The organism is Duganella sp. OV510 (assembly GCF_900100205.1).
Taxonomy (GTDB): Bacteria; Pseudomonadota; Gammaproteobacteria; order Burkholderiales; family Burkholderiaceae_D; genus Rugamonas.
Map to the genome: position 1 here is coordinate 1 of NZ_FNEQ01000015.1, position 20,702 is coordinate 20,702.

Genomic DNA, 20,702 nt, shown 5'->3' on the forward strand with positions numbered 1-20,702 from the left:
GCGCTACGCACCTCGCTGCCGACGAACAACACGCAGGGCCAGCCGGCCCGCGCCATCGTGATGCTGGGCGGCGCCACGCCGAACGGCTATGTCGTCGCTGAAGTGACCGACAACGTCGATGGCGCGACGTGCCGGTATCAGCTGGTGAACTGCAACTCCACGCCGGTGGCCGTCGGTACCCAACTCTCGTACGCCGGCCAGCCGGCCACCAATGTCCCGAACCTATTGGTTCCAATGGGAGCAATGAAGGCGGTCGCGATCGACGTCGGTGGCGGTTCAGCGAAGGCGCGAGCGTCGCTACTCAACACGAACTCGGCGACTGCGCCGACGACGCTACTCAAAGGCGCCGAGGTGGCGCTACCGCCACCACCTGGCAAGAGCGCTTCCGATGTCGTGGCCATGGTGCTCGTTCCTTACCTGGCCGGCAATGCTTGGTTCGGTGAAGGGAAGGCCGTAATCATCACGCGCTGGTTCCTGACGGACAGCACCAACGTCGAGCTGCCAATCCTGCTCTCGTCCAGTTCCACCTCCAGCATCACCGCGACGGTGCTGACCACCGACAGCCGGGGCAAGAACATCAACGCCATCATCGGCGGCGCCATCTTGGGATCGAAGTTCGTGGTCTCGGCGCCGGGCGGCAGGGCTGTCGTGTTCGTCAAGCGCGCACGCGACAACCAGCATGAACAGTTTGTCTACCAGCTCTGAAAGAACACATGAAACTAATCAATCTGACAACCAAGGCCACATGCAGCCTGGCCGAGTTCATCACCGCCCATGCCCCGACGATCTTCCCGACGGATGCCACCCTGATCGACTTCTCCGAATGGGACCACGCCGTGCTGGTGGACGATCCGCAGCCAGCGATCGACGACTTGCGCGAGAACGTGGTGCTGGGCGAGATCATCGAGCGGGACGGCTGCTGGTGCCAGACCTACCAGGTCGCCGCGCTGCCGGCGGAAGCCGTGGCCGCCAACCTGGTCGCCGAGCAGGATCGCATCACTGAAGTGAAGCGGCAGCTGGTCGGCCAGATCGATGATGCCATCGCAGCCATCTACGCGCGCTGGCAGCGCTTCGAGTCGGAATATGTGCTGCGCGAGGCCGCCGCGCGCGCCTATGTCGACGGCGGTTACCAGGGCGATCCGGGTGTGTGGGTGACGGCGTACGCCACCGGCGCCGGCATCGCGCTGGAGGTCGCTGCGGACCGCATCCTGCAACAGGCCGACGCCAGGCGCGACGCGCTGGAGCAACTGGCCGCCCTGCGCATGCAGAAGTATTCGATCGAAGCCGCCGCCGATATCGCCGGCGCGGCTACCGCCCACGATCTCATCGCGCAGCGCGCCGCCGAACTAGGCGCCGCTGCTTAACCCACGCCAATCACCACAACCATGAAAGCTAACATGCCAGCACTCGAAACCACCTCCGCCGGCGCCGGCGCGCTGATCAAAATCTTTGGCGTGCCTGTACTTGCCGGCGCCGCCGCGACCGCGCTGACCTTCTTGTTCATGTGGCCGCGCACGCGCCGCGAGGCATTCGTGCGTTTTACCTGTTCGATCTGCACCAGCACGATTCTCGGGCCGGTCCTGGTCGTCGCGCTGCACAGCTGGTGGCCCAGTCTGTTCGAATCAGCGGCGGCCGTAGCCGCGATGAATGGCGCCGACCCGACGTTGGGCGTGCTGGCGGTGGCCGGGCCGATCATGGTGCTGGCCGGCCTGCCGGCATGGTGGGTGCTGGGCGGCATCGTGCTGTGGCTGGAGCGCCGGCGCGGCAAGGACATCGGCGAGCTGGCGCGCGACGCCGCAGAAATCATCAAGGATGTGCGAGGTGCGCAATGATCGCGACGGCAAGCAAAAATCTCGCTGCGGTCCTGGACGTGATCTCCTGGGCCGAGGGCACTAGCACCAGCGCAGCCACCCGTAACAATGGCTATGACGTCATCGTTACCGGAGTAGATGGCATCCTCGAAACCTTTTCGGACTACAGCGCGCACCCGTTTGCCAATGGCCGCAAGTCGAAGGTCATCAACCGGAAGGGGCTGACCAGCAACGCTTCGGGCCGCTATCAGCACATGCTGCGGGACTGGCAGCACTATCGCGCGCTGCTATCGCTGCCTGACTTCGGCCCGGATTCCCAGGATAAATGGGCGATTCAGTTGATCCGCGAGCGGCGTGCGCTGCCGCTCATCGAAGCGGGCAATTTCGCTGGTGCGATCGCTGCGATCAGCAACCTTTGGGCCAGCTTGCCTGGCGCGAACTATGAAGGGCAGCCAATGCGCAAACTGGACCAACTGGCGCGTATTTACACGGCTGCTGGCGGGCGACTTGCATGAACCTGATACCGTGGTGGTGGAAGCTGATCGGCGCCGGCGCGATTGTTCTTGCGGCGGTGCTGGCCAAGCAGGCTTACGATGCGCGCCTAGTCAAACAGGGCGACGGTATCGGCTATGCGCGAGCAAAGGGGGAGTGGGCCGAGGCTGAGCGGCGCATCAAGGATGACGCCGAGCACGAGGCCGCAATCGAGACCGGCAAGGCGCGGCAGGAAACGGTAGCGCTACAGAAGAAATTTGACCAGCTGGCTGATAGTCAGCAAAACGATAGGATCGATCATGAAAACGAAAAACGCATTGCTGTTGCTGCTGCTCTCGCTGGTACTGAGCGCTTGTCATTCCCTGCCAGAAGCGAGTCCTGCGCCGGTGGTGCGGTACCTCAAGCCGGAGCGGCCGAAGATTCCGGCACTGGAGCCGGCGCTGGCGCGGAAGCGCGGACCTTCCTCTTGCCAGGAGCTGCTGCAGCAGTTTTCCGCATCGCCGGCGACTATGGACAGCTTGTGCGGGACTACAACGGCCTGGTCGAGCGGTATGACGCCGCCCGCGCCGTCTGCAACGCCGACTAAGTAGTTTGTTGCCCTCGCTCGACGATGTCCAGTTGGCCGGGCCTGAACACCTCGGTCTGCGGCTCGCCGTCAATGGTCCATTCGCAGAGAATCCCGTTCGAGACTCCCTCCCATAGGTGATCTTCACCCAACGCGGAGCATGTCACCCACATGACTTGGCCATCTGGGTCACCCTTCATTCTGACCAGGCTGCCTTCTGGCGGACGGTCGTTCAGATCCTCGCTCATAGCAACCCCATCTGCGTGTCTGGCGCCGGCGTCACCGGCTCTGATTTCTTGGTACGCGGCGGCACAGGGAATTCCCAGGCACGCATCAGATCGGCGGGGTAGTGCCGCAGGAAGCTGCGAGCGTATTCCGGATCGGTGCAGGCGAGCCAGTCATCCCATTCCGCCTGCGGCACGATCACCAGTGCGCGCTTTTCATCGCCCGGCTTGTGGAAGCGGCGCATCAGCAGGTGCTCGTCCGCATTGATGGTCAGCTGGGTGAAGCTGTGCTCCGGGCCGTTTTCGCCATCCCATTCGCGCCATAGGCCGCCGACGGCGAACATCGACTGATCGGACATGCCGATGCCCCAGCGTATCGGCTTGCCGCTCTCGTAGTTCGGTTCGTAAAAGGCGGTCATCGGTACCAGGCATAGCTGTGACTTCTTCCATGCGCCAGAGAACGAGCGCAGCTGGCCAACCGTTTCGGCGCGGGCGTTCATGGTGTCGAAGGGGCGCACGCCGGGCGGGATGCGTTTGCGCGGCACGATGCCATAGCTGGCCAGCAGACCCTCGCGCTGGCCGCCAGCGCCACGCCGCACGATCGGTGCGCCATAATCTTTCCACGTCTCGCCCCGCCAGATATCATCCGGGCCGAACAAGTCGCCCATGACGCCGTTTAGTGTAGCGGTGTCCGGCGGTCGGTAGTTCACGCACATAGCGGCACCTCTTTATGTTGGGAATTCAATAATAGCGCGTTTTCGCGCGTGCCATTATACTGTATGTACATACAGTATTTAGTGGGTGCGTGATGAAGGTTTGGGCGAAACGGCGACGTGACGATGGTGTGGTGCTGGGCGCGCCCGTGCCGGTGGTGGAGGGCGCCTCGCTGCTGGAGCTGGTCGTGGTCGAGATTACGGAAGAGGGTAACCGGCGCCCGATCAAGGTGGCCAGGCTGATGCCTATTGGCGAGCAGCGCATTCTCGCTCAGCTGAAGATGCCCACGCTGGTGCAGCTGAAAGGCTGGAAGCTGGTGCTGAGCGGGATCGAGGAGCTACGCGACGATCACAATAACGTCAGGGGCATGGCGCAGACCTGGCTGTGTGAACTGCACGCGCCGACGGCCGCTGTTGGGTTCAGGGTCAAGGATACGTTCGTTTGTGGTGTGAGAGTGCCGCGCGCGTCACTTTCCGGAACCGGCGGCACACGCGGGAAGCTGGTGGTGACCGGCGACTATTCCAGCGCGCTGCAACGCCACGCGGCCTGCGCCGAAGTGCATCGACACGAGATATCGACCTTCCCGGCGGGCCGGCTCATAGATTGCCACCTGGAGTTCATGTCGGATACCACGTTTGCCTTGGGCGGCTTGCGCGTGCGTGAGGCGCATGGCGATGATCCTCAGCGCATCGAGCGCGCCGGCTGGCTATGCGAGTTTGATATCTACGAGCGGGAGCTGACAAAGCGCGAGGCGCGCATGCTGAGGTAGGTGGCGTAACTTTTGGCGTAACTTCTTAGATCGCTGCACGTGCCGTCATAGCCAAATGGTGCTGCTGCATCAACGGCATTGATTTTCCAATTCAATTGTTGCTTTTCAGTTTAAATCTTGTTAATTTGTATCGTATTTTTGGATCTATTTTTTTAAACTAAACAGATGGCTTTAATATTTCTAGTTATGTCAGAGTTGGGCAGCGAAGGATCTATATGAATTCAATAGACAAGAAAAAATTAAATTCGCATTATCGAATAACGGATCAGGAACGACCAGCAGTTCTTGAGTCAATTAAGAGAATATTTGAAGGTGATTATAGGCGCTATTGTAACGGCATTGCCACGAAAGCCGAAAATATTCTTCGCAAAGACTATGTCGATTTAATTGAATGGGCTAAACACAAGATTATTTTAGGGTTGCATGTAATTTTTAATGAATCCGATAATCTAATATTTAAGAATTATGAAAGTGAGGCTTGGATTTTTTTGCGCTTCTTTTCGTTATCATATGAGCGTGCAGACAGCGTATTGAAAAATAAATTGAGAGGGCAATTTGTCAACGGCATAAAAACGGATCACGGTTTTCCTGCATTATTTTTGGAACTTAATATCCTTCAAACTTTCTTATCGTTGGGGCATGCTGCTGAACTAATTAGCGAGGATGATGCCCCTGATATCTTATTGCGGTCTGACTTCGGTGATATCTACGTAGAATGTAAGTGTATGTCGATAAAATCGAAGCCCCCAATTCCTGAAGGCGCCGATATATTTTTGGGGAAATTAATGTCTAAGTGTCTAGAAGCCACACCCGAAGGCGAGCGACGATTACTAACTATGACATATCATGGGCCACGCGACGAAAAATTGCGAAATATTGAAGCTTCGGCTCAGGAAGCTCTTGAGAAAATTGTAATGGGTCGGGAATTTTCTAATAGGTTTTGGAACTGCAAGTTAGAGCTCCTGCCGTTTGGTATCGGCGTAGGGGAATGCGAGAAGGCTATTTCTGATAGAAAATATGTTATGCCAACAGCGCTCGAAGGATGTTTTCTCTTCGGAACCTCAGTTGGGTATGCTGTTGTGAAATCTGTGCATACTCATCGATTGGAGCGCGCAATAGAAAATTTAATTGTCGATGCATTAAAACAACTTCCATCCAGCGGATTGAGATTCATTTGCATACAGGTTCTAGGCAGTTTTGGCCACTCGCAAATAATGAATCACTGGAGAACCTTAATTCACGAAAGTGTGGCGCCTGGGTCGGGTGCAGGGAGAAAAATTGAAAAGGAAAATAAAAAGGAAAATGGTTTTGCCGGAGTAAATTTTATTAGCGATTTTTATGTTAATAAATATGAAGATGCAGTAGGAATTGATTATGTTTCGATTATCCATGGTGGCATAGGTAATGGGCTGGTCGACTTGATGAACTATGGCATTTATAAGAGACCAGTAACTAGTATTGGTACGTACTAAAAAATCATTGAAAACTTATCTAGGAGACGTTGTAGAGCGTTGACCATATTTAAGGTTCTGATTTGTTGGGAAATTTTTTCCGGCAAGCGGGCACGAAATTTGTTGTGCACTGGCTTTTCGCAGTAAATTTTCACTAGGATTAGCCGTAGGTATAGCTGTAGGTACGTGATCGCGTACCATCGCGCCAGGGCTCATGAAAGCTCGATATGTGCATTACACCGCTTCCGCCAAGAAACAAAAAAAATAACCGCCGAAGAGGCGGTTTTTTTGTTTCTTGGCGGAAGCGAGGGGAGCGCCTGCGCGCTCCCCGTGTGAGATTCGAAGGGCATGGCCCTACCGGGCCATCCCGCTCCGAATCGCCCATCTGCTGGCGCAACGCGCCAGCCCCGCGCGCCGAGGGCGCGCGTTCATCACACAAGCGAGCGAGAACCTCTTATGTGGATGCAAGCGAGTTTGTCTCTGCCTCAATTAGATGGAGCGCGGCGCGCGATAGCAGCCCGCTACGAGTTTCGTGGCGAGATTCTGCATAGCGGTCAATTTTGTTTAATACGAATCGAGGAACGCTAATATTTATGCGCTCCGGCTTGCTATCGAGCTTTTCAAGATCGACCTCTACCAAGGCCCAAATTCCGCCTTTGTAGTCAGGATGGCTTTGCAGAGTATCAATTTTGGTTTGAGCGATCTCAACAGGCTCATCCAATTCAAGGAGAGTTTCAATGTGGCTTGTAATGGCCTCTCTCACATTTTTAAGCGCATCCTCAACAGTATCTCCCCACGAGTGGACGCCTTTTATGTTGGGGACATTCACTCCAAAAACACTACCTTCGTCTTTGAAAATCACAACAGGGATGTCCATTTCTGCCTCTTTTGTGCATAGATACGAGTTACTTCAAACCCGCGTCCTTCAATATGCTGTTCCACGTTCCGATTGGCAGGTCTTTCTTTGGGTGAGGCATTGTTGCGAGGCCTGGCTTCGTCGGGTGCTTAAAGTGGTGGTGGCTTCCTTTAATGCGAATTAGCCTCCAGCCGTCCTCCTCCAGCAATCGGATCAATGTACTGGAGTTCATAAAGCCTCCGTATGTCTTCGTGTGTAATTTTACACACAAAATCCGGTTTGTGTGGAAGTGTGTAGGAAATCTGGCGAAATACTCCGCAGTCCCTTTGTACGCGTGGGCAAATGGGCCATGGTCGGCTTTTGACGTCGGTTCCCAATTCCATGCCGCGTCGAAGAAATAGGATCTTGCCAGCTGATGTGAGGTTTCGATAAGTCGCTAAACTCCCGGCGTTCTCGCGTAATCTTCCATCAATAGTTCAGCCTGTGTGAGATTGTCAGACCTGACACCGTATTTGTTGGCGCAGTCATCGTTACGTCCCCAACTGGTGAGCGGTTCCGATAATGATGGAGCGGAATTGTGGATTTCACAATTAAAGTCTCCAGACTAAGTCCTGGTAGTCGTCAGGTCACTCAGCAAACGGCGCTTCCTCAATGGCAATGCGCACCTGGTCAGCTGGGCCGAGGTAGACATCGCCGCCTATAGGGCCGTCCTGGAAGGCGAAGTGGGCGCCTTCGTAATCTTCTACTACCCAGATGTCCGTGATGATGCGGTCGGTGGGGTCCAGTGGGTTGATGACGTCTATCTTGCGGCGCTCGCCTGGAATGAGATCTTTGACGGCGTCCTTGGTGCGCTCGGTGGGGAGCGGCATGTATTTCGCTGCGATGTGTTCGTTCATGTAGGCCTCCTTAATCACATTGTAGACGCGGCATGAGTCCGGTGACGCGCGTATGACGTGTGGTAATTAACTGACCGCGTAGCTGCGTCATGCGACCCTTGGGCCACGCTTTTACATGGAGGACATTATCATGAGTGACGATCTGAACAACAAGGGTGCACAGGACCGCGCCCGCATCAATGTGAATGAGCCACATGAGGTGGCTTACTGGACCCACGAGCTGGGCGTCAATAAGGTGCGGCTGGAGCAATTGGTAAAAGAGGTGGGGACCAGCGCCAAGGCTGTCCGCGAGCGGCTGGCGGCTGGCTAAGCGCTGCTGATTGACAGGAGTTTCTCTCCTGTTTTCTTTTTCGTGATATATTTAGGATTCCTATTTAATTGAGAGTCCCATCATGAACTGCATCGCGCTCTATCACGTGGCTTTTGAAAACCTGGGGATCTTTGCTGCGCCGTTGCAGGAGCGCGGGTTCTCGATTACGTATCAGCATGCTTCCCAGCCGCTGTCGCAGGCGCAGTGGGCGGAGGCGGATCTGGTGGTGGTGCTGGGCGGGCCGATTGGTGTGAATGATGTCGATCTGTATCCGTGGCTGAATGATGAGATTGATGGCATCCGCTTGCGCTTGCAGTTGAAGCGGCCGCTGCTGGGTGTTTGCCTGGGTGCGCAGCTGATGGCGTTTGCGCTGGGGGGCGAGGTTGTCGCGCGTGAGGCCGGCAAGGAGATTGGCTGGTCGGCGCTGGATGTCGGTGTGGATGCCGGGCCGTTGAGGCATCTGCAAGGTGTGCCGGTGTTGCACTGGCATGGCGACAATATCCGTTTGCCGGATGGTGTGGCGTCGGTTGCTGCTACGGCGGGTACGCCTTGCCAGGCGTTTATGGTGGGCGATCATGCGCTGGGGATTCAGTTTCATGCGGAGTTTGAGCCGGAGGCGCTGGAGCAATGGCTGACGGGGCATGCGGTGGAGTTGCATCATGCGGGTGTCGATTTGCGGCGCTTGCGCGAGGATACTCAGTGCTATGGCGCCGGGCTTGCGGATGCGGGGAAGGCGGTCATTCGGGATTGGTTGAAATGAGCGTGCTGATTCAGTCGCTGCTTGTCGGCAAGGCCAGGCCGCTGCCGAGAGATGGTCATGCTGATGTGTTGAGCGGGATTGTGAAGTTGCCGCAGGATGGCAAGGTGTGGCTGTCGATTAACGGCTTGCAGGGTGATGAGCAGGGGGATCGTGCTTATCATGGCGGGCCGGAGAAGGCGCTGCATCATTATGCGGCTGAACATTATCCGCATTGGCGGTCGCTGTATGCGGATGGACCGGTTGAGATGGTTGCGGGTGCGTTTGGCGAAAACATTTCCACTGTCGGCATGACGGAGCGCGATGTGTGTGTTGGCGATGTTTATCGCGTCGGCTCGGCATTGTTGCAGGTGTCGCAGGGACGGCAGCCATGCTGGAAGTTGAATCGCTTGCTGCGTCGTGACGGTGCGGCGCTGGCGATGCAGGAGTCTGGTGCAACGGGTTGGTATTACCGCGTGTTGCAGGAAGGTTGGCTTGGTCGGGGCGACGGGCTGGAACTGGTGGAGCGGCCGCAGCCGGCGTGGCCGATGGCGCGGTTGATTAGTGTACTGTTCTCGCCGGCGTTGCTGCGTGATGAATGGCGTCAGGCTGCGGAGATTGCGCAGCTAACGTCAAATTGGCGGACAACGTTTTCGCGCCGCTTGCAGACAGGCCAGGTTGAGGACTGGGTACGACGTTTGCTGGAGCCTTTGTAGGACTTTCCTCCTTCGGAGCCAAACGCAAGAACAAGGTTGAACTGACGGTGATAGAGATTGCCGTCAATGCGAGCATCGTTCCGATCATCCATTTCACGGCATCGATTAAACTGCGATGAATGCTTCCTTCCAATTGGGAAATTTTCTCGTTGAATTCAACACGAAAGGCTTGAAGATCTCGTTGGAAATTTCCCAGGTGGCCATCACTTGCGATTTGATGGCCGCGCGCTTCTCCATTTAGCCGTTCAATTACTGTTTGTAGTTTGCTGTCGATATAGTCTTTTTCGGTTGGCGCGTTCATGGTTTCTCCCGTTCGTAGCACAGGATTCTGCGCTGGCTATTTGGCTTGTCAATGACATCGCTCAATCGTGTTTAACCTGAAGTCGTAACGCATTTACTATAAGTCCTGACCCGACTGGCAGAGGATGCGACGACATGAACGATCTTTGCGATGTAAATCTTTCCCGGCGTAATGTGCTGATTGCGGGCGCGCTGTCCGCGACGGCGACAGCGGTGCCGATGGCTGCGGATGCACAGCAGCAACAACAACAGCCCGCCTCGACGCCACCGCCCTCCAAGGCGAAATTCACTTTACAGGTTAATGGCAAGCAGCACACGCTGGAGGTCGATACGCGGACGACGCTGCTCGATGCCTTGCGCGAACATCTGCATTTCAGCGGCACCAAGAAGGGCTGCGATCATGGCCAGTGCGGCGCCTGCACGGTGATCGTCGACGGCCGCCGCATCAATTCCTGCCTGACGCTGGCCGTCATGCATGACGGCGGCAAGGTCACCACCATCGAGGGACTGGGCACGCCGGACAAGCTGCATCCGATGCAAGCCGCCTTCGTCAAGCACGATGGCTATCAATGTGGCTACTGTACGCCGGGGCAGATCTGTTCCGCCGTCGCGGTGCTGGATGAGATCCAGCAGGGCATCCCGAGCCACGTCAGCGCCGACCTGAACACCAAGCCATTGTTGAGCGAAGCAGAATTGCGTGAACGCATGAGCGGCAATATCTGTCGATGTGGCGCCTACTCCAACATCATCGATGCCATCACGGAAGTGGCGGGGAGGACGGCATGAGGGCCTTTACCTATCAGCGCGCGAACTCGCCGGTGGAGGCGGCCGCAGCTGCCGCCCGCGCACCCGGCGCAAGATTCATCGCCGGCGGCACCAATCTGCTGGACCTGATGAAGCTGGAAATCGAGACGCCCCCGCACCTGATTGATGTCAACGGCCTGGGCTTGGACAAGATCGAAGCCACGTCCGGCGGCGGCTTGCGCATCGGCGCCCTGGTGCGCAACACCGATCTTGCTGCCGATCCGCGTGTACGCAAGGATTACGCCGTGCTGTCGCGCGCCTTGCTGGCTGGCGCTTCGGCGCAGTTGCGCAACAAGGCCACCACCGCCGGCAATCTGCTGCAACGCACGCGCTGCCCGTACTTCTATGACACCAATCAACCTTGCAACAAGCGCCAACCCGGCAGCGGTTGCTCGGCGATTGGCGGCTATAGCCGCAACCACGCCATCCTCGGCGCCAGCGATGCCTGCATTGCCACGCATCCTAGCGATATGGCGGTCGCCATGCAGTTGCTGGATGCGACGGTGGAAACGGTGAGGGCGGATGGCGTCACCCGTACGATTCCGATTGCGGACTTTCATCGGCTGCCCGGCAATACGCCGCACGTGGAAAACGCGCTGGCGCTGGGCGAGCTGATTACCGCTGTCACGCTGCCCAGGCCGCTGGGCGGCACGCACATCTATCGCAAGGTGCGCGACCGTGCATCGTATGCGTTCGCGCTGATCTCGGTGGCGGCTGTGGTATTACCTGATGGCAGCGGGCGCGTCGCCTTGGGTGGCGTCGCCCACAAGCCCTGGCGCGTGCCGGCCGCCGATGCCAGCATGCAGCAAGGCGCCAAGGTGGTGGCCGAGCAATTGCTGGCCGGCGCCAAGCCGAGCGCCGAGAGCGCCTTCAAGATTCCACTGGTACAGCGCACGCTGGCTTCCGTGCTGGCTGATGTGAAGAAAGGCTAACGGACATGAAATTCCTCACTCCCGCCACCACCAATCCCATCGATCAGCTGAAAGTCATCGGCCATCCGACCGATCGCATCGATGGCCCGTATAAAACCACCGGCACCGCGCCGTATGCCTACGAGCACCAGCCTGACAACGTGGCCTATGGCTATGTGGTGGGCGCCGCTGTGGCCAAGGGCCGCATCACGTCCATCGATGTCATCGACGCCAGGCGTGCACCCGGCGTGCTGGCCGTCGTTACCGCTGACAATGCCGGCAAGCTGAGCAAGGGCAACTTCAACACCGCCAAGCTGCTGGGCGGACCGGAAATCCAGCATTACCATCAAGCGATCGCGCTGGTGGTGGCCGAGACGTTCGAGCAGGCCCGCGCCGCAGCGCAATTGATCCACGTGAAGTACAGCAAGGAAGCCGGCGCCTACAACCTGGCCAAGGTCAAGGACAAGGCCAAGGAGCCGGACGACAAGGATGCCAAGGACCACAAGGTCGGCGATTTCAACGGCGCCTTCGGTGCGTCGCCGGTGAAGCTGGATGCTGCCTACAGCACGCCGGACCAGTCGCACGCGATGATGGAGCCGCACGCTTCCATCGCCAACTGGCAGGGCGACAAGCTGACGCTGTGGACCTCCAACCAGATGATTGCCTGGGGCCGTGGCGACATGGCAAAGACGCTGGGCATTCCGAAGGAAAATGTGCGCCTGGTTTCGCCCTATATCGGCGGCGGCTTTGGCGGCAAGCTGTTCCTGCGTGCCGAATCGGTGCTGGCGGCGCTGGGCGCCAAGGCGGCGGGACGGCCGGTCAAGGTCGCCTTGCAACGTCCGCTGATGATGAACAACACCACGCACCGTCCGGCCACCATTCAGCGCATCCGCATCGGCGCCACGCGCGAGGGCAAGATCAGCGCCATCGCCCATGAAAGCTGGTCGGGCGATCTGCCGGATGGCAAGCCGGAAACCGCCGTGCAGCAGACGCAATTGCTGTACGCCGGCGCCAACCGGCTGACCAGGCTACGCCTGGCCGTACTCGATCTGCCCGAAGGCAACGCCATGCGTGCGCCGGGCGAGGCACCGGGTTTGATGGCGCTGGAAATCGCCATCGATGAAATGGCTGAGAAGCTGAAGATGGACCCGATCACCTTCCGCATCATCAACGACACCACGGTCGATCCTGCCAAGCGCGAGCGCAAATTCTCGACGCGCCGCTTTGTCGACTGCCTGCGCACCGGCGCACAGCGCTTCGGCTGGGATAAGCGCAATCCGGTGCCCGGCAAGGTGCGCGACGGCCGCTGGCTGGTCGGCATCGGCATGGCGTCCGCATTCCGTAACAACCTGGTGCAGAAGTCCGGTGCGCGGGTGAAGCTGGACGCCAAGGGCACCGTCACCGTGGAAACCGATATGACCGACATCGGCACCGGCAGCTACACCATCATCGCGCAGACCGCCGCCGAGATGATGGGTGTGCCGCTGAAGCAGGTGGTGGTCAAGCTGGGCGACTCGGACTTCCCGGTGTCTGCCGGATCGGGTGGCCAGTGGGGCGGCAACAGCTCGACGGCCGGCGTGTACGCGGCCTGCGTCAAGCTGCGCGAGCTGGCGGCGCAGAAGCTTGGCCTCGATCCGACCAAGGCCGAGTTTGTCGCTGGCGCGGTGCGTGCCGACGGCCGTTCCTTGCCGCTAACGCAAGCCGCCGAGCAGGGCGAACTGGTCTGTGAAGACACGATGGAATACGGCGATCTGGACAAGAAATTCCAGCAATCCACCTTTGGCGCGCATTTCGTTGAAGTGGGCGTGGACGCCTACACCGGTGAAACCCGCGTGCGGCGCATGCTGGCCGTCTGCGCCGCCGGCCGCATCCTCAATCCGAAGGCGGCACGCAGCCAGGTTATCGGCGCGATGACCATGGGCGTGGGCGCAGCGCTGATGGAAGATCTGGTGATCGATGAGCGCGCCGGCTTCTTCGTCAATCACGACCTGGCCAGTTACGAGGTGCCGGTGCACGCCGACATTCCGCACCAGGAGGTTATTTTCCTGGATGAAACTGATCCCGTCTCTTCACCGATGAAAGCCAAGGGCGTCGGCGAACTGGGCATCTGCGGCGTGGGCGCGGCGGTGGCCAACGCCATTTACAATGCCACCGGCGTTCGGGTGCGCGACTATCCGATCACACTGGACAAACTGATCGCGAAAATGCCGCCAATCTGAGTTAGTGCTATGCTTGCAGGACGTTTTGACAAAGGAGGATGATATGGCTGCCTCTCATGAAACCTACACCCGCAAGCAGGGTTTGAAACAGACCTACGACGTGGAATACACGGCGCTGCGCTACAAAATATCCTTGGGCAACAAAGTGCTCAAGGATATACAGCTTGGTCTGCAATCATCCCCGGTCTATGATCCCGAAATTACCTGGCGCCACGCAGTAGCCGATATTGAAAACTTGCGGGGCATGACCGAACAATAGCTCAGCGCCCGCAGCCGGCACTCATCACCGGCCGCTCGCGCGCCTGCAGGCCCATCAGCTCCGGCTTGTCGTAGGGGATGTAATTCATCCAGAACCACGGCAGGCAGGTGTTGCCGTAGACGTACTCCACGGCGGGCAGGTACATGCCCTGTGCCATGGACGTATTGCTCAGCAATACGATGCCGTTGCGCGTCTTCAGGAAGCCGAGCGCGAAGTTTTGTGTGCCATCGTCGTTGCCCTCCTTGAAGAAGGCCGGTCCCAGCGGCGAGTTGTACAGCGGCCAGCCGAGGCCGATGGACAGGCCGATGCTGCGCCACAAATCCGTATCGCCAGGCCAGTGCGAGGGGAATTGCTGGACCGAGACGATAGGGAATTGCGGCGACAGCATTTCTTTGTATGACTTGGCCGACAGCCCTTCGGCGCGCAGCACGCCGGCGAGGAAGCTGGCGTAGTCGGTGATGGTGGTATCCATCGAACCGGCCGCGCGCGCGTTGCCGCGCCGCTTGTGGACGATGGTGCTGCCGTCCCTGGCGTAGTGGGTGACTTCGCGGCCTTCCCATTCCTTGCGCCAGACCATGCTGGTGTCATGCATCTTGAAACGGTCGAACACGCGCTGCTGCATCAGTGTTTGCAGGGGCACGCCGGTGCGTTCTTCCAGCACCAGCTGCAGCAGGTTCAGGCCTTCGCCGGAATACACATAGCGCGTACCGGGCGGATATTTGAAATCCAGTTTGTTGTTTTCGTTGATGTAGCGCCAGTTGAGCAGTCCACTGGTGTGCGACAACAACATACGCGGCGTCAACTGCCGCCAGCGTGGATCATCCTTCAGGTCCGCATAGGCGGCATACTCGGGCAGCGGCTTTTTCAGCAGTGTCGGCAGCGGCGCATCCAGCGTCAGCACGCCTTCGTCCACCAGTTGCATCACCGTGTAGGCAAACACTGCCTTGGTCAGCGAGGCGCTGTACATGATGGAATCGGTGCGCAGCGGCTGCTGCTTTTCGACGTTGGCGTAGCCGTAGGCATGCGTGTAACTGACCTGGCCGTCTTCGATCAGCGCCAGCGCCAGGCTTGGCACGTTGGCGGCCTGCATCAGGCGCTGGATTTCCTTGTCCAGTGCCTGGTGGTCTTTCGGCGGGGAGGCGCATCCTCCAAGCATCACAGCGGCAATCAGTGCGGCGCAGTGGGGCAGGGAGGACAGGCGCATGGTCAGACCTTTCTGGGTTGGGCCGCAAACCAGGGCAGCAGGCGGCGGATGGCTTCTTCGATCTCTGCCGTGGACACGGCAAAGCTGAAACGGATGAAGTGCTTGCCGTCGACCGGATCGAAATCGATGCCGGGGGCGGTGGCGATGCCGGTGTCCTGTAGCAGGCGCTTGCAGAAGGCCAGGCTATCGTCGGTCAGGTGGGCGATGCTGGCATAGATGTAGAACGCGCCATCCGGCGGCGCCACCGTGGTCAGGCCGAGGCCGGGCAGGGCGGCCAGCAGCAGGCGGCGGTTTTCGCGATAGACCTTGATATGGCCGTCCAGCTCGTCCAGCGCGTCAAACGCGGCTAGGCCGGCGTGCTGGCTCAGCGATGGTGCAGTCAGGAACAGGTTGCCGCAATAGGCTTGCGCGCGCTCGACGTGCCCAGGCGGCGCCAGCAGCCAGCCGAGGCGCCAGCCCGCCATGCTGAAATATTTCGAGAAGCTGCTGACCACCAGTGCCTGCGGCTCGTAGGCGAGGATGGTCTGCGCCGGTTCGACGTAGCTGAGGCCGTGGTAAATCTCGTCCGAGATGATGCGGATGCCGCGTTCACGGCAGACCGCGACAATCGCCTTCAATTCATCCTGCTGGATCAGCGTGCCGGTTGGATTGGCGGGAGAGGCGATGATGACGCCTTGCGGCGCCGGCTCAACGGCGGCGAGCGCGGCGGCGGTCAGCTGGAAGCCGACCTCTGCGCCACAGGCGATCTCCACCGGCTGCATGTGCAGCGCCTTCAACGTATTGCGGTAGGCTACATAGCCGGGCCGCGCCATGGCGATGCGGTCGCTTGGCGAGAACATCGAACTCAGCGCCAGCACCAGCGCCGGCGAGGCGCCGCAGGTCAGGATGAACTGGCTGGCGTCAACCTGCACGCCATAACGCTCCTGATAGAACTGCGCCAGCCTTTCCTTCAGTGGCGCGCTTTCCCAATAGCCCATGGCTTCGGCGTCCAGCACCGCGTGCGCCTTGGCGATGGCGGCCTGCGGCGCGCCGGTGGACGGCTGGCCAAATTCCATGTGGATGATTGAACGGCCCTCGGCTTTCAGGGCGTGTGCCTGCTTGCTGATGGCGATGGCGTGGAAGGGTTCAAGTTGCGCATTCATGCTTCGATTATACTGTTGCCTGTAGCATAAAAAAAGCAAAGGTTAGCAGGCATGACGATACGATGGAAGCGATGGGCAATTGGCGCGGCAAGCGCGGTTGGTGTGTATGCGGTGGCTGGCTTTGGGCTGCTGCCGGGCATCATCAAGAGCCAGCTGCCCAAGTATGCGGAGACGGAGCTGGAGCGCAAGGCCAGTATCGGCGAACTCCGTTTCAATCCCTTCACTTTAAGGCTGGAGGCCAAGGACGTCAGGCTGACCGAAGCCGATGGCGCGCCGCTGTTCGCGGTCGGTGGACTGGCGGTGGAGATGCAATGGCGCTCGCTGTTCCGTCGCGCCTGGAGTTTTGCCGAGATCCGCATCAGCGAGCCGGCGCTGCAACTGGCGATTGCCAAGGATGGCAAGTTCAACATCGCCGAACTGCTGGCGACCATCGAGAAGCACAAGAAGAAAGACGAGCCGGAGTCCGGTCTGCCGCGCCTGGTGATCGAGCACTTTGCGCTGGAAGACGGCCAGGTGGCGATGCACGACAAGCACGCCGGCTATGACGATACCTTCACGCCGATCACTTTTTCGCTGAATAACCTGAGCACGCTGCCGGACGAAAACGGCGATTACACGCTGAGCGCGGATGCCGGCCAGGGCGGCAAGCTGCGCTGGAAGGGCGTGGCGGCGGTCAACCCAATCAGCGGCAACGGCGTGCTGACGCTGGAGAACGTGGCGCTGCCGGGTGTGGCTGCCTACCTGAAGTCGTTCTCGCGCATCGCGGTGGCGGACGGCAAGTTGTCGGCTCAGCTGCCGTACAAATTCGGTTATCACGATGGTCAGCTAGACGCGAGTTTGATCGGCGCCGGCCTGAGCCTGGTCGATCTGTCGTTGAAGCGGGACGCCGATGCGCCGTTCGTAAAATTGAAGCAGTTGTCGGTGAATGATATCGGCGTCGATTTGCTGAAGCAGTCGGTGCAGGTTGGCGCCCTGCGCCTGAACGGCGGCGCGCTGACGGTGCGCCGCGATGCGCGTGGCGAGCTGGATGTCGCCAATCTGATGCTGCCTGCGCGTCCGGCTGCTGCCAAGCCGGCGCCTGCGGCCGCCAAGGGCGGCAGCTGGAAGCTGAAGTTCAAGCAGATCGGCCTCGACGGCGTGGCGCTTAGTTACTTCGACCAGACCGTTAGCCCGGCAATGAAGGTCAGCGCCGATGGCGCCCGGCTGAAGCTGGTGTTGGCGATGGAAGGTTCCCGGCTGAACATCGACGATGCCGCATTCTCGATGGACAACGTGTCGCTAAGCAGCGGCACGCGAGCGCCGTTCAAGCTGTCGCGCATTGGCTTCGAGGATGCCGCGCTGGACCTGGATGCGCACAAGATCAGCGCCGGCCGCTTGTACGCGAATGGCGGACAGCTGGACCTGTCGCGCGACGCCAAGGGACAGTTCCTGTTCCTGGACATGCTGCCGAAATCTGGCAGCGCCGCAACGTCGCGCGAGGCCAGCGGGCCGGCGTGGACGGCGGATGTGAAATCGGTCGAGGTCAACAAGTTCGGCGCGCTGTATGCGGATGCCGGCACCGGCATCAAGGTCAATCTGCAAAACTTCAACCTGAAGCTGCGCGACGCCAGCACGGACTTGAAGAAGCCGCTGGCGTTCGAGGGTGGCGTTGGCCTGAAAGAGGGCGGCCAACTGCTGGCCAAGGGCAAGGTCGTCCCAGCCACCGGCGCGGTCGATACCGAACTGAATCTGACCAAGCTGGCGCTGGCGCCGGTGCAGCCGCTGCTGAGCAAATACGTCAAGCTGAAGATCGCCGATGGCGCGATCAATGCGCAAGGCTGGCTGCGTACCGGCACGGGCAATAGCAAGGCCGATCCTGCGGTGCGCTACAACGGCTCGTTCGAGGTGGCCGAGCTATCGCTGAATGAGCTGGATAACGATCGTTTCGCCCACTGGACCAGCGTGCGCGCCGACAAGCTGGCGCTGAGCGTGCAGCCGAATCTGCTGGATGTGTCCGAGCTGCGCGTGATCGAGCCGAATGCCATCCTGATTATCGAGAACGACCGCAGCTTCAATGCGCAGCGGCTGCTGGTGGAACAGCCTGCGCCGGCAGCCACAGCCACAGCCACAGCCACACCGGCCGCGCAGCCAGCCGGTGCATCGGCCGAGCCGTTCCCGATCCGTGTGCGCCGCGTGCGCCTGCAGGACGCCAAGCTGGATTTCACGGACCTGAGCCTGCGCCCGCAGTTTGGCGCCAAGATTTATGCGTTGAATGGTGTGATCACCGGCCTGTCGTCCAAGCGCGATGCGCGCAGCCAGATCGAACTGGATGGCCGTGTCGATGACTATGGCCTGGCGCGCGTGCGCGGCCAGCTGAATCCTTTCGTGCCGGCAGATAACACTGATCTGAATGTGCTGTTCAAAAATGTCGACATGGTTGCCGCCTCGCCGTACAGCATGAAGTTCGCCGGCTACAAGATCGCCGAGGGCAAGATCTCGCTGGACTTGCAGTATAAAGTGCGCAATGGCCAACTGGATGGCAACAACCAGGTCGTGCTCGACAAGCTGACGCTGGGTGAACGCATCGACAGCCCGGATGCGCTCAAGCTGCCGCTGGAGCTGGCGCTGGCCATCCTCAAGGACAGCAATGGCAAGATCGATCTGGGCATTCCGGTGTCGGGCAACCTGAACGACCCGAGTTTCAGCTATGGCGCGGTGGTGTGGAAGGCGCTGGGCAATGTGCTGACCAAGGTGGTGACGTCGCCATTCCGCGCGCTGGGTAATCTGTTTGGCGTCAGCGGCGACAGGCTGGAAGCAGTGGAGTTTGATGCCGGCAGCGATGTGGTATTGCCGCCAGAACGCGAGAAGCTGAAGCAGGTGGCGCAGATTCTGGCGAAGAAGCCGGAGCTGAAACTGTCCGTGCCGGGCTTGTATAGCGAAGCGGCCGACGGCGCCGCACTGCGTGCACAAGCGTTGCGTCGCGAGGCGCTGGGGCGCGCGGGCGTCAAGCTGGCCGCGAATGAGCAGCCAGGTCCGCTGGATATCGGCCAGCGCAAGGTGCGCGGTGCGATACGCGATCTGTACGCGGAGCGCTTCGGTGCACCTGAACTGGACAAGGAAAAGAAAGCGGCCGAAGTGGCTGGTGCGAACGCGGTGGCCGTTGATGCCACGCAGAAGAAGCTGCCGGTGCTGCAACGCCTGGGCAATATGGTGCAGGGTGAACCGCAGGTGGCGGATGCGACGGCGTTCTACGGCAAGCTGCAAGCACGCCTGGAACAAAATCAGCCGCTGCCGAAGGATGCCTTGCTGCAGCTGGGCGCACGTCGCACCTCGGCGGTGATTACGGTGCTGAAGGAGGCCGGCGCGACGGCCACGCCGGCGGTGCCGGTGGCGGTGGATGGCGCAATCGGCAAGCCGGTGGCCGTCAAGCTGGAACTGTCGGCCAAATAAGATGGCGGAGGATAAAACATCCGTCGCGGGTAATCCATGGTTGGCCGGGCTGGCGCTGCTGTGCAGCCAGCTGTCGCTGAACGTCGGCGCGGCGTTTGCCAAGAACCTGTTTCCCAAGGTGGGCGTGGAGGGCGTGACGGCGTATCGCGTCGGCATCTCGGCGCTGATCATGCTGGCGATGTTTCGTCCATGGCGCACGCGGCTGACGTGGAAGCAGGCCGTCAATGTCGCGATCTATGGTTCGGTGATCGGCATCATGAACCTGATGATCTACCGCGCTTTTGCGCGAATTCCGATGGGGATCGCGGTGGCGATTGAAGTGGCGGGGCCGCTGACGGTGGCGGTGCTGTCCTCGCACCGGCCACGCGATATCGTCGCCGTGTGCCTGGCGGTGGCGGGGCTGTATTTCCTGCTGCCGATCCATGGCCACGTCGACCAGCTTGATCCGGTAGGCGTCGCCTATGCGGCAGGCGCGGCGGTGTGCTGGGCCTTGTACATCGTCTACGGCAAGCGCGTGTCGGCGATGTCCGGCGGCCAGTCGGTGGCGTGGGGCATGCTGGCGGCGTCGGTGTTCATTGTGCCGATCGGCGCGGCGCATACAGGCATGGACTTGCTGACGCCGTCGTTCCTGCTGGTCGGCACAGTGATCGCCGTGATGTCCAGCGCCGTGCCGTACACGCTGGAGATGCTATCGATGCGCACGCTGTCGTCGCGCACCTTCAGCATGTTCAGCAGCGCCGCCCCGGCACTGAGCGCGCTGGCCGGCATGTTCGTGCTCGGCGAACATTTGACACTGACACAATGGCTGGCCATCACCGCCATCGTCATGGCGTCAGCGCTCACATCTTTGCGCTAGATCAAACCAGCTCAGCTTGCCTGAGCGGCACGCGACGG

General features: G+C 59.8%; 23 protein-coding genes. 16 read left to right on the forward strand and 7 right to left on the reverse strand.

Features of this window, described 5'->3' with window-relative positions:
* From BLS51_RS29880 to BLS51_RS27775, 5 genes are all read left to right on the forward strand, one after another.
* Positions 1-705 (forward strand): hypothetical protein (locus BLS51_RS29880; protein WP_175472713.1); only part of this gene is annotated, 705 nt, incomplete at its 5' end.
* An 8-nt stretch (positions 706-713) separates the two neighbouring features.
* Positions 714-1,364, forward strand: a complete 651-nt coding sequence (locus tag BLS51_RS27760; protein WP_090192319.1) for a hypothetical protein — start codon at positions 714-716, stop codon at positions 1,362-1,364.
* A 33-nt stretch (positions 1,365-1,397) separates the two neighbouring features.
* A complete protein-coding gene (locus BLS51_RS27765) occupies positions 1,398-1,832 on the forward strand; it encodes a hypothetical protein (RefSeq protein ID WP_090192318.1) in 435 nt (144 codons plus the stop codon).
* Complete coding sequence (locus BLS51_RS27770; RefSeq protein ID WP_090192317.1) at positions 1,829-2,326, forward strand: glycoside hydrolase family 24 protein; 498 nt, start codon at positions 1,829-1,831, stop codon at positions 2,324-2,326. Before BLS51_RS27765 ends, BLS51_RS27770 begins: the two co-directional genes overlap by 4 nt.
* Positions 2,323-2,889: a hypothetical protein gene (locus BLS51_RS27775; RefSeq protein ID WP_090192316.1), complete on the forward strand. Its 567-nt coding sequence runs from the start codon at positions 2,323-2,325 to the stop codon at positions 2,887-2,889. Before BLS51_RS27770 ends, BLS51_RS27775 begins: the two co-directional genes overlap by 4 nt.
* Here the strand turns inward: BLS51_RS27775 and BLS51_RS27780 are convergent.
* On the reverse strand, positions 2,886-3,116 hold the full coding sequence (locus BLS51_RS27780) for a hypothetical protein (RefSeq protein WP_090192315.1): 231 nt from the start codon (positions 3,114-3,116) through the stop codon (positions 2,886-2,888). The two genes, BLS51_RS27775 and BLS51_RS27780, sit on opposite strands and share 4 nt — an antisense overlap.
* Positions 3,113-3,808 carry an SOS response-associated peptidase gene (locus BLS51_RS27785; protein ID WP_090192314.1) on the reverse strand — a complete coding sequence of 232 codons (696 nt, stop codon included), beginning with the start codon at positions 3,806-3,808 and terminating at the stop codon, positions 3,113-3,115. Before BLS51_RS27785 ends, BLS51_RS27780 begins: the two co-directional genes overlap by 4 nt.
* 92 nt (positions 3,809-3,900) lie before the next feature.
* Here BLS51_RS27785 and BLS51_RS27790 point away from each other — a divergent pair, with 92 nt between their 5' ends.
* Positions 3,901-4,575, forward strand: a complete 675-nt coding sequence (locus tag BLS51_RS27790; protein WP_139168809.1) for a hypothetical protein — start codon at positions 3,901-3,903, stop codon at positions 4,573-4,575.
* A gap of 215 nt (positions 4,576-4,790) precedes the next feature.
* Positions 4,791-6,047 (forward strand): hypothetical protein, encoded by a 1,257-nt coding sequence (locus tag BLS51_RS29615; RefSeq protein ID WP_139168810.1) that lies wholly within the window; start codon positions 4,791-4,793, stop codon positions 6,045-6,047.
* Between the two features lie 433 nt (positions 6,048-6,480).
* Here the strand turns inward: BLS51_RS29615 and BLS51_RS27795 are convergent, their stop codons facing one another.
* From BLS51_RS27795 to BLS51_RS27805, 3 genes are all read right to left on the reverse strand, one after another.
* Positions 6,481-6,903: a type II toxin-antitoxin system HicB family antitoxin gene (locus BLS51_RS27795; protein WP_090192312.1), complete on the reverse strand. Its 423-nt coding sequence runs from the start codon at positions 6,901-6,903 to the stop codon at positions 6,481-6,483.
* A 28-nt stretch (positions 6,904-6,931) separates the two neighbouring features.
* Positions 6,932-7,114: a type II toxin-antitoxin system HicA family toxin gene (locus BLS51_RS27800; RefSeq protein WP_090192311.1), complete on the reverse strand. Its 183-nt coding sequence runs from the start codon at positions 7,112-7,114 to the stop codon at positions 6,932-6,934.
* A 394-nt stretch (positions 7,115-7,508) separates the two neighbouring features.
* Positions 7,509-7,778 (reverse strand): hypothetical protein, encoded by a 270-nt coding sequence (locus tag BLS51_RS27805; RefSeq protein ID WP_090192310.1) that lies wholly within the window; start codon positions 7,776-7,778, stop codon positions 7,509-7,511.
* A gap of 130 nt (positions 7,779-7,908) precedes the next feature.
* Here BLS51_RS27805 and BLS51_RS27810 point away from each other — a divergent pair, with 130 nt between their 5' ends.
* The 7 genes from BLS51_RS27810 to BLS51_RS27840 all read left to right on the forward strand — a co-directional run bounded on the left by BLS51_RS27810 (position 7,909) and on the right by BLS51_RS27840 (position 14,033).
* Positions 7,909-8,088: a DUF3606 domain-containing protein gene (locus tag BLS51_RS27810; protein WP_090192331.1), complete on the forward strand. Its 180-nt coding sequence runs from the start codon at positions 7,909-7,911 to the stop codon at positions 8,086-8,088.
* Positions 8,089-8,170: 82 nt separating this feature from the next.
* On the forward strand, positions 8,171-8,848 hold the full coding sequence (locus tag BLS51_RS27815; protein ID WP_217636508.1) for a glutamine amidotransferase: 678 nt from the start codon (positions 8,171-8,173) through the stop codon (positions 8,846-8,848).
* Positions 8,845-9,540 carry an MOSC domain-containing protein gene (locus BLS51_RS27820; protein WP_090192308.1) on the forward strand — a complete coding sequence of 232 codons (696 nt, stop codon included), beginning with the start codon at positions 8,845-8,847 and terminating at the stop codon, positions 9,538-9,540. Before BLS51_RS27815 ends, BLS51_RS27820 begins: the two co-directional genes overlap by 4 nt.
* A gap of 435 nt (positions 9,541-9,975) precedes the next feature.
* On the forward strand, positions 9,976-10,626 hold the full coding sequence (gene paoA, locus BLS51_RS27825; protein WP_090192307.1) for an aldehyde dehydrogenase iron-sulfur subunit PaoA: 651 nt from the start codon (positions 9,976-9,978) through the stop codon (positions 10,624-10,626).
* Positions 10,623-11,576, forward strand: coding sequence for an FAD binding domain-containing protein (locus BLS51_RS27830; RefSeq protein WP_090192306.1), 954 nt, complete (start codon positions 10,623-10,625; stop codon positions 11,574-11,576). The genes paoA and BLS51_RS27830 overlap by 4 nt, the downstream gene beginning before the upstream one ends.
* 5 nt (positions 11,577-11,581) lie before the next feature.
* A complete protein-coding gene (gene paoC / locus BLS51_RS27835; protein WP_090192305.1) occupies positions 11,582-13,774 on the forward strand; it encodes an aldehyde oxidoreductase molybdenum-binding subunit PaoC in 2,193 nt (730 codons plus the stop codon).
* 43 nt (positions 13,775-13,817) lie between these two features.
* Positions 13,818-14,033 (forward strand): hypothetical protein, encoded by a 216-nt coding sequence (locus BLS51_RS27840; protein WP_090192304.1) that lies wholly within the window; start codon positions 13,818-13,820, stop codon positions 14,031-14,033.
* 1 nt (position 14,034) lies between these two features.
* Here the strand turns inward: BLS51_RS27840 and BLS51_RS27845 are convergent, their stop codons facing one another.
* The gene (locus BLS51_RS27845; protein WP_090192303.1) at positions 14,035-15,237 is read right to left on the reverse strand and encodes a serine hydrolase domain-containing protein; all 1,203 of its coding nucleotides are present in this window, start codon (positions 15,235-15,237) and stop codon (positions 14,035-14,037) included.
* 2 nt (positions 15,238-15,239) lie between these two features.
* Positions 15,240-16,379: an aminotransferase class I/II-fold pyridoxal phosphate-dependent enzyme gene (locus tag BLS51_RS27850; protein ID WP_090192302.1), complete on the reverse strand. Its 1,140-nt coding sequence runs from the start codon at positions 16,377-16,379 to the stop codon at positions 15,240-15,242.
* 51 nt (positions 16,380-16,430) lie between these two features.
* Between BLS51_RS27850 and BLS51_RS27855 the strand changes: the two genes are divergently transcribed.
* Positions 16,431-19,808: a DUF748 domain-containing protein gene (locus tag BLS51_RS27855; protein WP_090192301.1), complete on the forward strand. Its 3,378-nt coding sequence runs from the start codon at positions 16,431-16,433 to the stop codon at positions 19,806-19,808.
* A gap of 1 nt (position 19,809) precedes the next feature.
* Entirely contained in the window at positions 19,810-20,664 is an 855-nt protein-coding gene (locus BLS51_RS27860) for an EamA family transporter (RefSeq protein ID WP_090192300.1), read from the forward strand.
* Positions 20,665-20,702: the final 38 nt, after the last annotated feature.